Consider the following 12,773-nt stretch of genomic DNA (forward strand, 5'->3'; position numbering starts at 1 on the left):
TTCCTTAGGCATAAAAAAAGGAATAACCATGAAAACAATGATCCTCTCACTAGCATTGCTTATTTCAACAAACGCGTTCGCCGCTGCAGACTTTTCAAAAAAGTTAGAACTATGCGCCCTACAAACTTCTGACGACCCAGAGGCTTATGAAAAAGCCTTCTCTGAAACTTTCATCTACGTAAACAAAGCCACAAGCCTGACAGATGAACAAGTAAGAATGATCAACGCCCACCTGATTCAAGTTGAATACACAACAGAACCATTAACATTCGCCGAAATTAAGGCCCTGTTCACAACCGGCGAACAACAATACAACGACCTTTATTTCGTAACAATGAAATCAAAAACCACTGGCGCCATCTTCTTCGAAGCCAAATCCTACCCAGGTGACAACCCCTACGGCGTAGTATTCACAGCAACCGGCGACCTAGCAGCCTACAACCAAGACGACAACATCACATTGGTAGAAGGCCAAGCAACATACGCCTGCCCTTGGAAATAAACAAAAAAGAAAATCAAAAAAAGGGGATCACAACCCCCACTTCTAAAAAAACCAAATCAAATAAAAAGCCCCGGCACCCCGGGGCTTTTTATTTTTGATCTCCACCACCCCATCAACTCCAATTAAAAAACTAACTTCCGCACAAACAATACCCGACACCAGAAATAATCCACGAGGAATAGGATCCAACATTGCCCCATCGATCGAAGAAGATTTGAACCCGCCACCCGCAGCTGACCTGGGCACAGCGGGCCGTGCCTGCCACGAAGCGACCTCCGTGGGCGCCACGATGGCGCGCACCCGCCAAAGGCGGGCCACGGCCGAGCCCGGATGGCGTGTCGCGAAGAGGCAGGCACGGAACGATGGGACCAGGGCAGATGCGGGTGGCGGGTTCAAACCCTCTTAGCATTCCGAACTAGAGCCAAAAAGGAAGCAATTCCCCGGCACGATTATTGGATTACCCCAGAACGGAAATACTATTTCTTGGGATAACGGTGTCTTTATGGCACTTGAACGTTTGTTGGGAGAATTGAAGATGATTAACTTAAAGACAGAGCAGAAATATTTTTCAACTCTCCTTATTTCACTTCTGGTTTTAGGGGGTTGCGGCCCCACTCAACCAGATGCCCCGATCTTTAAATCCGCTCTTTTAGACGGTCTTTACAGCACCCGTCCTTCAGTTGAAGAACCCGAAATCTTCATCATTAAACTTTCCACGCCAGCTCTTTTGGAAACGGCGAAAATGAAGAACGGTAAACCGCAAATCAACGCGCAACAGGTTGAAGCTATCGCAGCTGAACAAGAACAAACGATCGCGGATCTAGCTAAAATCTCTAAAGACATTCGTGTTTTGATTCGCTACCGCCTGGTTTTAAATGGCTTGGTCGTTTGGGCACCCGCTGACGCTATCAAAAGCATCAAAAATATTCCGAATGTGACTTTGTCTGAAAAACCCGGCCAGTTTGCTCGTTTGAATGACGAGGAAGACGAATTCAATAAAACTGGCATGGTAGGCGATAAAACTTCTGTGAAATTCATCGGTGCCGAAGCCGCCTATGCGCAAAATATCCGTGGCCAAGGTATGCGCATTGGTGTGATCGATACAGGTATCGACTACACTCATAAGATGTTAGGTGGTATCGGCTCCCCTGACGCTTACAAAGCAATCAACCCTTCCTCAACAACGTCTGCCTTCCCGAATAACAAAGTTGTGGGTGGTATTGACCTGGTTGGTACTGAATATTCTCCGAGCTCTCCAAACCTAAAAGCACGTATTCCCGTTCCGGATCCAAATCCGTTGGATGAGGCCACTCACGGTACTCACGTAGCGGGTACAGTTGCGGGTCTTGGCGACGGCGTGAACACTTATGACGGTGTGGCTCCTGATGCTGATCTATACGCGATCAAAGTATTTGGTGCTAAAGGCGGAACAAGCGACGAAGTGGTTATCGCGGCGTTGGAATATGCTGCCGACCCAACGGGTGATCTAAGCTTTGAAAAACAATTGGATGTCGTGAATCTTTCTTTGGGTTCTAACTATGGTAACCCGCATATCATGTACAACCATGCGATCAAGAATCTGGTTCGCGGTGGTACGGTGGTTGTGGCATCCGGTGGTAACTCTGGTGATGCGGCCTTTATCGTGGGCGCTCCTGGTATCTCCGATGATGCGATCTCGGTTGCATCCAGCATTGATAACATGACTCACAATGTGTCTGCTCCGGGTGCAGAATTCGCTTTAGGCGAGCAAAAGGTTTTGGCAGAGTTCACAGAAGCCCAATCTTCAAAACGTCTGGAAGAGATTTCAGAAGCAAAAGCTGATCTTATCTTTGTGGGCCTTGCTGACAAAGACTTCGATGCAGAACAAGCCGCACACATCAAAGGTAAAATCGCTTTGATCGATCGTGGCGTGGTTTCTTTCTCGGATAAAATCAAACGCGCCCAAGATGCGGGTGCGATCGGTGTCGTGGTTGCGAACAACGCTCCTGGTGACACGAACGTAATGGCTGGCGATATAAAATTTGAAATTCCCGCGATTATGATCAAACAAGATGCTGGTCAAAAGATTAAAGCTTTGTTGTCGCAAGGTGTGGTCACTGCGAATTTAAAGTCTCCAGCTAAAATTGAAAAACCTTGGATGGCAGATACTATTTCTCCGTTCTCGTCTCGTGGTCCCCGTTCTGAAGACGGCATGATTAAGCCCGAGATCGCGGCTCCAGGTACAAATATTATTTCTGCTGCTCGTGGAACTGGCGATAAAGGTGCCAGCATGTCTGGTACTTCCATGGCAGGCCCTCATATCGCGGGCGTGATGGGACTTTTGAAACAAAAATTCCCAACTCTTTCTGTTCCGGAATTAAAATCGGTGCTTTTAGCTCATGGTAAGGTGATTTCCGACAAGGATCAAAAAACTTATCCCGTCAGCCGTCAAGGTGCGGGCCGCGTGCAAATAGCTGAAAGCTTGAAAGCGCAAGTCACAAGCGAACCTGCGACTTTGTCTTTTGGTTTGACGGATATTGAAAACTCAAAAACGTTGTCGTTGAATGTGACTCTGAAAAACATCTCTTCTGATACAGTCACATTGACTCCGAAATGGAGAGGCTCTGAGGCGCTTCAAGTTTCCGTACCGACTGTGACTCTGGAACCAGGTCAGACTAAAACAATTACGGTAACTGCCAAAGTGGTGGGCCCCTTGATGAAATCTGCTAACGACGAGTTGGATGGTTTCTTGGATCTTACTCAAGGTGATAAATCTGTATTGCAGCTGCCTGCCTTGGTGGTGGCACGTCAAATTTCAAGAATTGAAGCGACCTCTCTGACAGTGCTTTCTTCATCTAAAGAAGATGCCGCGGGTAGTGCGGCGGATTTGAAACTAGTGAATAAGAGCGCCAACAAAGGCAATGCCTATGTCTTTACGTTACTTGGTAAGGACGGCCGTAAATTAGATACGAAACCAGATCTTACGCACAACAAAAACTGTGACCTGCAATCTGCGGGATACCGTGTGGTTTCCGCGGAAGGCAAACGATACCTGCAAGTCGCTTTGAAACTGTACGAGGGCATGACGACATGGCACCGCTGTGAAGTGAATGTGCAAATCGATTCCAATGGTGATGGTATCGCCGACCAGGAATTGTCTGGCGTGGTGGGCTCTGACTTGCCCGGCTATCCAGTTGAGAAATTCGTCAGCATGTTGCTGGATGCAAACCAAGCTCGTGCAATTCGTAAAACCTATGAAGACTCCATTGCTTCCGGAAAACCAGTTGCGGAAAACTATGGTCCGGCCCTGATTGATGCTTTGCCCATGGATACTTTCGACAACTCTACTTTGGCAATTATCACTGCGGATGCATCACTGCTGGCAGTCGCTCCGACGGGTGAATTGAACATCAAGGTTTCCACTTCTCATAACGACTATAGCTCTGTCGAATACGACGACTATCTGGGTAATGAAAAGACTTGGTCTAAAATCTCATTAGGCGAGCTAGGACAAGCAGTAACAGAGATGCCTGAGTCCATCGAGCTGGCCGGCCATTCTGAAACGACAGTGCGTCTTAAAAAGGGTTACAGCACTTCAGATGTGGTGATCTATACTCCGCAAAACAAATCCGTGCGTGATGCGCTGATTGAAGATGCGCAGTCACAGACGATCAAACCGAAATACGACGGTAAATAAAAATAAAAAAGCGGGTCTTAGAACCCGCTTTTTTTTCGCCTGAATTGAAATAGAATTCAGGCGTCTTAAATTGAGACAAGGACTAACGAGTCTTTGTCTCTTTGTTTTTTACTGGTGATTGCGATGTCACGTCTTGAGCTTTTTCGCCGCTCATGTTCTTTTTCACCGCGCGCAAAAATGGTGTCTCAGTTACTTCCCAAACCACAGCCGTATCTTGAGCTGCGTGGTTTTCAGAAGATGTTGCACACGCTGCTAGGAAGTTCATCGCGATCAATGTTGTGAGGATTTTAAGTGTGTTTTTCATCTTTGTACTCCTAACGATCTGAAATAATGATACCACCTTATCGGAATGCAAAGAACCGACCATAAGGAGCCGGTGTTAAATTGGACCCAAAGGTGATGAAATGTTGAATTGGGGCACAACTGAACAATAAATGTCAGACACTGGAGCAGAAATACTAGTGTATTTATTGATTACTTATCGGCTAATTAGGGGGCTTTATTTTCTTCTCACCGAAGAGTTTCTGTCACCCTTGCGAGTCAGCTCCAAAAGCGTCGCATACAATTGTTCAGAGACAATGGGCTTCGTCAGATAGTCATTGCAGCCCACCCCCAGACAGCGTTCCCGATCTTCCTTCATCGCGTGCGCAGTGAGTGCCACAATCGGCCGCTCATAACCGCGCTCGCGCAGCTTACGTGTTGCTGTATAGCCATCCATGCGGGGCATTTGCATATCCATCAATATCACATCATAAAGAGTATTTTCGGCAAGCTCACAAGCTTCCACACCGTCCATCGCGGCTTCACAAAGAACGTGATATTTTTTAAGGTAATGCTGAATCAATGCCTGATTATCTTCGGAGTCGTCGACGATCAAAACTTTTGAGCCTTTCAGTTCCGCTTTGGCTTCTTCTGAAACTTTGACCGGCTCGGAAATAGTCCCGCGACTGATTTCATGCTGAGGGATGGTAAGTCTAAATACAGAACCCTGCCCTAAAGCACTTCTCTTAAGGACAACATCCCCACCTAAGGAGCGAGCAAGTTTACGAGAGAGCACCAGCCCGAGCCCCGTGCCTTCGTACTTGCGGGTGCTCGAAGTATCCACTTGAAAGAAATTTTGAAACAGACTGCTTTGCATCGCCTCCGGAATTCCAATTCCGGAATCAGCGACTTCAAAATAAATATCGCCGCCACTGCGTTCTAAATCGACACGCACTTCGCCGTCATTGGTAAATTTCAAAGCATTATTAATCAGATTCACCAGGATCTGCTTTAGGCGGTTGCGATCGGTGGCAATTTCCATTCCCCGCAGTGCTGAATCCATATGAAAGGATAAAGTAAGCCCCGACTTGGAGGCCTTCAGATGCATCATGCTTTCGATCTCTTCCATCAGGGAATCCAGCTTCACACCTTCAAATTCCACTTCGATGTGACCCGATTCCACTTTGGTGATATCCAAAATATCATTGATCAAACGCGCAAGATTTTGCCCCGTACTTTCGATCACGTCGAGGTACTTGCGCTTTTGCCCTTCGCTGACCTGCGGATCTTTAAGAATTTCAGTCATGCCAAGGATAACTCCCAAAGGCGTGCGTATTTCGTGACTCATATTCGCCAGGAACAGCGTTTTGACCTGATTCGCATTTTCCGCTAGTAAGCGCTGGGAGATGTTCACATCCAGATCGTGACTCATTTTATTAATCGAACGTGCAAGTTCCCCTAACTCATCAGCGGAGTGCACGGGGACTGTGATTCCCAGATTCCCCTGCCCGATCTCACGGGTCGCTGCATTCAACTCCAGCAAACTGCGATTCAGATTCTTGGCAAAAGAGAATGTTAAGAATAGTCCGGTTCCTTCGATTGTAACCACCGCGAAGACCAGGAGCATCATCAAAAGATGTTCCAGCCAACGCGAGCCTTCCCCAAGAACATTTGAGAATTGTGTTTCTAAGACAGTGAGCTTGCTGTTGATGACATTAATCTCGGCCAGAATGCGTTTCACCTCATTGGAGTCCGCGTTGGGTCGAGCAAAGAGTTCGCGCAGTTCTTCAGATTTTTCAATTAAAACGTTTAACAATCCATCAGCTTCCGTCCAAGCCGCGACGGCGCGTTTGATGTAGGAAACTTCACCGAAGCGACTAAGCATGACAATCACACCGGGAATATCGTCAGGGTGAACTCCCCCTTGAATAAATCCTGCATAGACTGAGGACATATCGGGCTCGTGCTTCATTAATTCTAAGCGCGCACGGCGATCGCCCATGGGGATTTTCATATGCTCATGAAAGGCGTCGTAATAATGCTGCTCTTTGGTGAAAATATAAGAAGACAGGGAGTGAATCGCATTTTTTTGAGCCTTGGACCAGAGTCCTTCACCACCCACGAACGCACGAACTGAAGACAACGTCGAAAGAGCAAAGACCAAGGTTCCCAACTCTATGGCAATCAACAAAGCCATTCCGCCAACGACTATGTAAAGCTTTTTAACGACAGATAGATTCTTCCAGAAATTAAACACGTTCCAATTTTCCTCAGAAGTAAACTTGTACGAATACGATGGACTCACTTCAAGCGATATTCGACTCTTGTTAGATACGTTACACACTCGCAATACAACAATCGGTTTAACTGCATTTTAGCTGCACCCGCCTTCGTATGCGTTGCGCTATACGTTTTGATTATTGGCGATCTTTTCAAATCAGGACTGGTGGAAATCAGTCTTCGGGAGAAACATGAGGGCATAGTCTTTAGGAGGAAGTCATGAAAAAGCTTATTCTCTTCGCACTTACAATGATGTCGTTCAGTTTTGCCCAGGCCGAAAGATCTTTGCTTGAAACAATCACGCAAGACAGAAATTCCAGCCCTTCAAAACTAGATACAACGAACGAAGCCCGTCGCGCCCGCCAAGCCAGTGCCGCGGAATACATGCGCGAGCGTCAACCAAGAACAGAAAGAATCTACATCGAAGAACGCATCAACGAGCCACAATATCGTGAGCCCGGCTATCGTGCTCCAGCGGATTCTCAATAATAATTTCATGAGTGTATAAACTCTGAACAGAGCCCTCCATCGATTGATTTTCATTCTTACCGAACAGTGGAATGAAAGTATCGATGGAAGCCTGTTTCTGCTAGAACAGGGACTTCTGAAATAGGAGTCCCTATGTTGAAACTTTCCGCTGCCGTTATCACAATGGCGCTATCATTCGCAGCTTCCGCTCACCCCGTGGATGGCGATCTGATTCTTGAATACAAACACTATTATTCTGAATTCGATAAATACGTTTGCAAATCTTCGAAAGAAAAAGCGATCACTATCCCTGATGAAGTGAAAGACTTGAAACTTTCTTTCGAAGATTTGAATGTCAGTATTTTTCTGGACAATGCGATCCTGACAGCTGAATACAAAGAAGACGAAACCGACTGCCGTTACAGCGCTTTGTATGAGATCGATAAAAATACAAAAGTCATCACAGCGACAGAATCAAAAGCCTTCGATCTGCAGGGAGATAAAAGCTGCGAACCAGGTAAAAACAAAGTGGATCAGTTGCTTAAGAAACTTGAATACGTCGTTCTTCACGAGCACATCACGGTTAAATTTCCAACGACGAGCTTAAAAGAAGCTTGCGGGGAAAATTCTGATTCTGTGCTTCTTGCTTTCAAGCGCATTCGTAAGAAATAATAACCGTATGGCTAAGGAACCACTGGAACTAAAATGGATTGAAAACCTTCTCCCGGAGGAGGGCTATCGACGAAAATCCATGTTCGGCGGTTTCGCATATTATCTGGATGAGAAAATCATTCTGATCACTTTTGAAGCCGGTCACAAATCCAATTGGAACGGCTGCATGTTTCCGGTTGAGCGTGAGTTTCAAAATAAAGCTTTAGAGAAATTCCCGATTTTAAATCCCCATCCTGTTTTACCTAAATGGCTTTACCTGCCGATTGAAACCGAAGGTTTCGACGAATGGGTTTCCGATATTTTACGCGTGGCTTTACGCCCGAACAGCATTTGGGGCAGTATTCCCAAAGAAAAAACTAAATCGGCTCAAGGCAAAACCAAGGGTCGCAAAGCGACTGCTGCTAAAGAAGTCATCACCGAGAAAATAGATACGCGCCGCCCGCGCATGTTTTCTGACGATGACCCTGTAGCTGTGCTGCAAAAGGCCAAAAAACTTACGGACCTTAAGAACATCGGCCCGGTCCTTGAAGGATTGCTGCATGACGCCGGAATTAAGACGCCGCAGCAAATGCAGAAATTGGGCTGGCAGAAGACCATGGTGAAACTGGTCAAAGTTCATCCTAAGACCAATCATTCCATGTACGCCTACACTATTATCACAGCGCTCGAGAACAAAGATTTTGGTGGAATGTCAGAGCAGCAAAAAGCAGAGGTCCGTGCTTACATGAAAACCCTGCGAGATCGCTTAAAATCGTAACCTGTTTTGATCTTGACTCGTTTTCCGAATCGGGAGCATAGTCGTTGCGTCATCACGACACTGTTAAAGTGAAAGGTTAGATTATGAAATCCGTTGTTATCGCTTCTTTGATCGCATTGTCTGCAACAGCTGCACAAGCTTCTCAAATGGACGTTCACTGCACTGCTGGTGACGCCGTTATCTCTGCTCAACTAAATGTTGAAGGCAGAACTGTCACTGGAACTGTTGATGCTTCTGGTGCCGGAGTAGATTTTAAAGCTCCAGCTTCTGGCTCTTACATTTTCTACCCAGCGGGTTCTTACTACAAATTCGACGAACTTGAAGTGATCGAGTTCTGGGCGACTTCTGGTAAAGACTCTGTTGCGTTCAAATCTGTTCGTGGCGAAAAAGGTTCTTACCAACAAACTCTTTTGGTTAACAAGCACACTGTTGAAGGTACTTGCGTAGTTTCTAAAGAGTAGTCCTCTTCGTTATTCATAACGAATGAAAAAAAGGCGCAGATCTTCGGATCGCGCTTTTTTTATTTCTGATTGATGACATTCCCAAGACCCCTCCCCTTTCATGCAGATTCGGCTCGCCATAGAATAAGCTTCTATGACTTCACCACAAATTGTTGCTGATTCTGAATATCTGCCCGTCCTGCTTAAGCTTTTAGATCAGGCCCAAAAGAGCATTGATATTCTTGAATACTCCTTTGCCATTGGCAGCGCTGCGGGGAAAATCAACATCAAGACCGCGCCTTTTGAAATTGCCCAGAAACTGATTGAAATCAAAAAAGCCAAGAAACGAAAGATTCGCATTCGACTTTATATCGAAGGCTATCGCGAAACAGCTTCGCGCAACCAAGTGACGGCAAAGTATTTAGAAAATCACGGTATTGAGGTGGTATATGGCGCGACTCACGCCAAAGGATTTTGCATTGATAAAAAGTGGTTGTTGTTTGGCTCAACAAATCTGACTCAACAGTCCATCCTGAAGAACCATGAGACCAATTTGCTGATCACCGACACAAGGGCCATTGTTGGGTTTATGAAGTATTTTGAATTTCATTGGAAAGGTGGTGATCATGGCGGTATCACTTTGCCGCCGCCGATGATTGCCGATGGCGGATTTAAAGACGTCTTGATCGATATGATTGATCGCGCGCAGGTGTCGCTTTCGTTTTCGATTTATTTCTTTCATATCACCGAGATCGAAAAGGCCTTTATACGCGCTCACAAACGCAAGGTTAAGATCACCGGATTAGTGCATCATCATGGCGCCTTTGCCTTAAGTTACGTCAGGCGCACCCGTGGTACCGCTGATAGAATGCTTGCCGCTGGCATTAAGGGACTTCATTTTGGTCCAGGCTCTTTATTCACTCACTCGAAATTCATTGTGATGGATAATAAAGAAGTTTTATTGGGAACCGGCAACTGGCTTCACGAAGATGTGAAGATTCATCCTCAGCTGTATATTCATTTAAAAGACCCCATGCTCGCTAAAAAACTAACTAAGCATCTGATAAAAACAATCGATGGCACAATACTACGATCCCCAAGAACAGCAGATGGCATTCCACCAATTGGTGCTGAAGATCATCTTTGAGGATTAGGTGCTTCGGGTGGGTGGAAATTATTTTGCGCCTGGAAAATGCGGGAGCATCAAATTGCGAACATGTTCTTGCAACACAGGACGCTGTTCGATGGTGTAAATGCTAGTATCAACGGGTGGCAATACTTCCAGCGTGATCGTACGAGTCCATACTCCCCAATTCGGAACCCAGTTTCCTTTTGGCATAATCGCTGCGGCTCCTTTGACTACGACAGGAACAATCGGCGCTTTGGCGTTGATTGCAAAAATAAAAGGACCGGATTTAAAAGAGCCCAGAGTTTCTTGATGTTGGCGTGTGCCTTCGGGCGCGAGTGCAAATCTTTCGCCGTTGGCGATTCTTTTTTCGGCCTCTTTATAAACTTTGAAAACTTCTTCGCGGCGATTGCGAGCGATAGGCAAAATCCCAGCCCGTCTCATTCCCCACCCAAAGACAGGGATATTGAAGAGTTCAATCTTGGCGCCAAAACGGAAGCTTCCTAAGTAGCCTGACATCGCAAAGATATCAAAAAAACTGGTGTGATTAAAAACGTAAAGGTAGCCACCTTTGGGAACGTTCTCCCAACCTTTGACAATGACTTTTACACCGAACATCCAACATGTCGTACGGGTCCACGCATAGACAATCTGATCTTCCAGCCAACGGTTCGGATAAATAAAAGTCACCAGGATCATCGCTGCGGAAGCAATTACTGTGATAATTGGCAACATTACTGTCGCCAAAAGAGAGCGTGGATAAGAAAGAAGCTTTAGAAACATGACTTAACTTTCAGGGAATAGACGTTTACGAGCGGCTACACGTTGGCGCTCTTTATAGGCTTCATGCTCCGAAGGACCTGACAGAATTTTTTCGTGTGCGGATTGATCCATGATTTGCACTTCATAAGGATAAAAGAAACTGAAAGCTTCTTTGCTCCCTTGAGGTTTGATATGAATCAGTTTACGAGAGATAAATTTAATAAATTTATAATCTTCGCCTGAGAAGAAGTTTTCCTTACGCAGGAACTTCACGTTCTCTCCCATCTCGGAGAGTTTTTGATCAAAAGCTGCCTGAATGGTTTTTTCATCCATGGTGTCCAGTCGCTGAGCAAGTTCCGTGCAAACCTGCATGAACAAGTCCACGGGATAAAGATTGTTCGAGCTTTGATCCGGCATAATATGCGGGAAACTGATCACATTTTCACGTACCAGGAAGCGCACGACCTGGAACGTATCAAACAGATTGCGGGTCACAAAGCGCACACCCAGTTTATCAAAGATCTTCATCGCCAAGGCATCGGGTTTAGCTAAAAGCTTAATCACTGTGCTGGCAGACGTTTTAAACGGTTTTACTTCAAAACCCAAGAGCTCGATAGATTCTTGGTTTTCACCGTTGCATCTTAAAAACGTGCGATGGGTGTTACCATCATGAAAAATCGTGTCCTGAAATGGAGTTAAAATTTGCGACTGAATTTCTTCAGAGAACGAGCTGAAAAGATCATTCTCAGCATGAACGAAAACATGAATACCACGCAGGATCGCACAGGCCCACCGTTGGAGATTTACTTGATCTGGATCACTGGAGCTTGCGTACAGCAACAACTGGCGGATATCGCCAAGCTTTTTAGGGTCTAAGAAAAGCTCTGGGATATCAGCGTCGTTAAAACCTAGCTTTTCGACCATCAACACAAGGGCGCGGCGATGGTAGTACCAAAGTTTTTCGACGTCGTTTTTTTGATTTGTATCAAACCCATAGCTTAGCAGGAACGCAGAAGCTTCATCCAAAGATTGGATATTAAGTTTAGGGATATCGATCGCGGAACCACCGCCAACAACTGAGCCCAGTATGGAAGAATCGAATAAAAAACGTTGAGGCATTGCCTCTATCTTATTGGGGATAGAGGCTCAGGCAAGACGCGGCGCCCTAGTTAAAGAGGCCACAGGAAGGAACCCAGAATGACCCCATTGTTTGTTGAGTCAATGGGCTATTATCCACAGAAGAGTAGTTTTGGAAGTACACCGTACCAAATGCGTTTGTCGCATCGTAAGAACCTGTGAAGGCGATCCAACCGAGGCTGTCTTGGAAAGTTACAGTGAAAGTCTTGTTAGCTTTATTAACAGAACCAGCGTAAGCCGTTGTGAATTGTACTTCATAAGGTGGAATTTCTTTACCAGTCTCGCCGTCTTTAGTTCCCACCAAAGAGTCTCTGATTTGAACCAACACTTTGGATGACGTTTTATCGATCTGTCCAGAAGCATCGAATCTTAAGTTCATTGTTACAAACACACCGTTAGCTTGGCTGCCCGTAGCATCGATATTACCGAAGCTCGTGCCTGGAAGAGTTGTCGATACGAAGATTTTAACTTTGCTTTCAAAAGAATTCGCTGTGCTGGATTTATCGTAGATACGACCGATGGCTGATGCACCCGTTGTACAAGTGGAGTTGGTAGTAACCTCACCGCCACGACCGGCAACACGAACGGAGGATTCGCCTTTCTTTGCGCAGGCAGCAAGTCCCATGGACAAAGCCATCACAGCACCCAGAGCAAGTTTGGTAAAGATTGACGATTTCATAAAAGCCTCCTGC

At 45.9% G+C, this 12,773-nt stretch carries 12 protein-coding genes; 7 read left to right on the plus strand and 5 right to left on the minus strand.

The genetic code is table 11. The annotated features are described in order from the left end of the window. Nucleotides 1-28: 28 nt before the first annotated feature. Nucleotides 29-502 carry a hypothetical protein gene (locus DOM22_RS11090; protein ID WP_142700437.1) on the plus strand — a complete coding sequence of 158 codons (474 nt, stop codon included), beginning with the start codon at nt 29-31 and terminating at the stop codon, nt 500-502. Nucleotides 503-1,037: 535 nt separating this feature from the next. Next, on the plus strand, nt 1,038-4,178 hold the full coding sequence (locus DOM22_RS11095) for a S8 family serine peptidase (RefSeq protein ID WP_142700438.1): 3,141 nt from the start codon (nt 1,038-1,040) through the stop codon (nt 4,176-4,178). 82 nt (nt 4,179-4,260) lie between these two features. On the opposite strand, the gene DOM22_RS11100 is transcribed toward DOM22_RS11095, so the two are convergent. Then, entirely contained in the window at nt 4,261-4,482 is a 222-nt protein-coding gene (locus tag DOM22_RS11100; RefSeq protein WP_142700439.1) for a hypothetical protein, read from the minus strand. 195 nt (nt 4,483-4,677) lie between these two features. After that, the gene (locus DOM22_RS11105) at nt 4,678-6,696 is read right to left on the minus strand and encodes a response regulator (RefSeq protein WP_246845594.1); all 2,019 of its coding nucleotides are present in this window, start codon (nt 6,694-6,696) and stop codon (nt 4,678-4,680) included. Nucleotides 6,697-6,938: 242 nt separating this feature from the next. On the opposite strand from DOM22_RS11105, the gene DOM22_RS11110 reads away from it, so the two are divergent. From DOM22_RS11110 to DOM22_RS11130, 5 genes are all read left to right on the plus strand, one after another. After that, the gene (locus DOM22_RS11110) at nt 6,939-7,208 is read left to right on the plus strand and encodes a hypothetical protein (protein ID WP_142700440.1); all 270 of its coding nucleotides are present in this window, start codon (nt 6,939-6,941) and stop codon (nt 7,206-7,208) included. 132 nt (nt 7,209-7,340) lie between these two features. Continuing rightward, entirely contained in the window at nt 7,341-7,859 is a 519-nt protein-coding gene (locus DOM22_RS11115; RefSeq protein WP_142700441.1) for a hypothetical protein, read from the plus strand. 7 nt (nt 7,860-7,866) lie between these two features. Next, the gene (locus DOM22_RS11120; protein WP_142700442.1) at nt 7,867-8,616 is read left to right on the plus strand and encodes a TfoX/Sxy family DNA transformation protein; all 750 of its coding nucleotides are present in this window, start codon (nt 7,867-7,869) and stop codon (nt 8,614-8,616) included. 83 nt (nt 8,617-8,699) lie between these two features. Beyond that, nucleotides 8,700-9,077, plus strand: a complete 378-nt coding sequence (locus tag DOM22_RS11125) for a hypothetical protein (RefSeq protein WP_142700443.1) — start codon at nt 8,700-8,702, stop codon at nt 9,075-9,077. A gap of 133 nt (nt 9,078-9,210) precedes the next feature. Continuing rightward, nucleotides 9,211-10,203: a phosphatidylserine/phosphatidylglycerophosphate/cardiolipin synthase family protein gene (locus DOM22_RS11130; protein WP_142700444.1), complete on the plus strand. Its 993-nt coding sequence runs from the start codon at nt 9,211-9,213 to the stop codon at nt 10,201-10,203. A gap of 27 nt (nt 10,204-10,230) precedes the next feature. On the opposite strand, the gene DOM22_RS11135 is transcribed toward DOM22_RS11130, so the two are convergent. Genes DOM22_RS11135 through DOM22_RS11145 form a run of 3 tightly spaced genes read right to left on the minus strand, consistent with a single transcriptional unit; the run spans nt 10,231 to nt 12,760 of the window. Next, the gene (locus DOM22_RS11135) at nt 10,231-10,965 is read right to left on the minus strand and encodes a 1-acyl-sn-glycerol-3-phosphate acyltransferase (RefSeq protein WP_142700445.1); all 735 of its coding nucleotides are present in this window, start codon (nt 10,963-10,965) and stop codon (nt 10,231-10,233) included. Between the two features lie 3 nt (nt 10,966-10,968). Then, on the minus strand, nt 10,969-12,063 hold the full coding sequence (locus tag DOM22_RS11140) for a TIGR04552 family protein (RefSeq protein WP_142700446.1): 1,095 nt from the start codon (nt 12,061-12,063) through the stop codon (nt 10,969-10,971). Nucleotides 12,064-12,109: 46 nt separating this feature from the next. Then, nucleotides 12,110-12,760: a hypothetical protein gene (locus DOM22_RS11145; protein ID WP_142700447.1), complete on the minus strand. Its 651-nt coding sequence runs from the start codon at nt 12,758-12,760 to the stop codon at nt 12,110-12,112. Nucleotides 12,761-12,773 lie beyond the last annotated feature (13 nt).

The sequence above is a fragment of the Bdellovibrio sp. ZAP7 genome, from assembly GCF_006874645.1.
Taxonomy (GTDB): Bacteria; Bdellovibrionota; Bdellovibrionia; order Bdellovibrionales; family Bdellovibrionaceae; genus Bdellovibrio.

Coding starts and splice junctions, on each gene's coding strand:
- DOM22_RS11140 (WP_142700446.1), bottom strand. CDS start 12,063: ATGCCTCAACGTTTTTTATTCGATTCTTCCATACTGGGCTCAGTTGTT.
- DOM22_RS11120 (WP_142700442.1), top strand. CDS start 7,867: ATGGCTAAGGAACCACTGGAACTAAAATGGATTGAAAACCTTCTCCCG.
- DOM22_RS11125 (WP_142700443.1), top strand. CDS start 8,700: ATGAAATCCGTTGTTATCGCTTCTTTGATCGCATTGTCTGCAACAGCT.
- DOM22_RS11100 (WP_142700439.1), bottom strand. CDS start 4,482: ATGAAAAACACACTTAAAATCCTCACAACATTGATCGCGATGAACTTC.
- DOM22_RS11115 (WP_142700441.1), top strand. CDS start 7,341: ATGTTGAAACTTTCCGCTGCCGTTATCACAATGGCGCTATCATTCGCA.
- DOM22_RS11130 (WP_142700444.1), top strand. CDS start 9,211: ATGACTTCACCACAAATTGTTGCTGATTCTGAATATCTGCCCGTCCTG.
- DOM22_RS11110 (WP_142700440.1), top strand. CDS start 6,939: ATGAAAAAGCTTATTCTCTTCGCACTTACAATGATGTCGTTCAGTTTT.
- DOM22_RS11090 (WP_142700437.1), top strand. CDS start 29: ATGAAAACAATGATCCTCTCACTAGCATTGCTTATTTCAACAAACGCG.
- DOM22_RS11095 (WP_142700438.1), top strand. CDS start 1,038: ATGATTAACTTAAAGACAGAGCAGAAATATTTTTCAACTCTCCTTATT.
- DOM22_RS11135 (WP_142700445.1), bottom strand. CDS start 10,965: ATGTTTCTAAAGCTTCTTTCTTATCCACGCTCTCTTTTGGCGACAGTA.
- DOM22_RS11145 (WP_142700447.1), bottom strand. CDS start 12,760: ATGAAATCGTCAATCTTTACCAAACTTGCTCTGGGTGCTGTGATGGCT.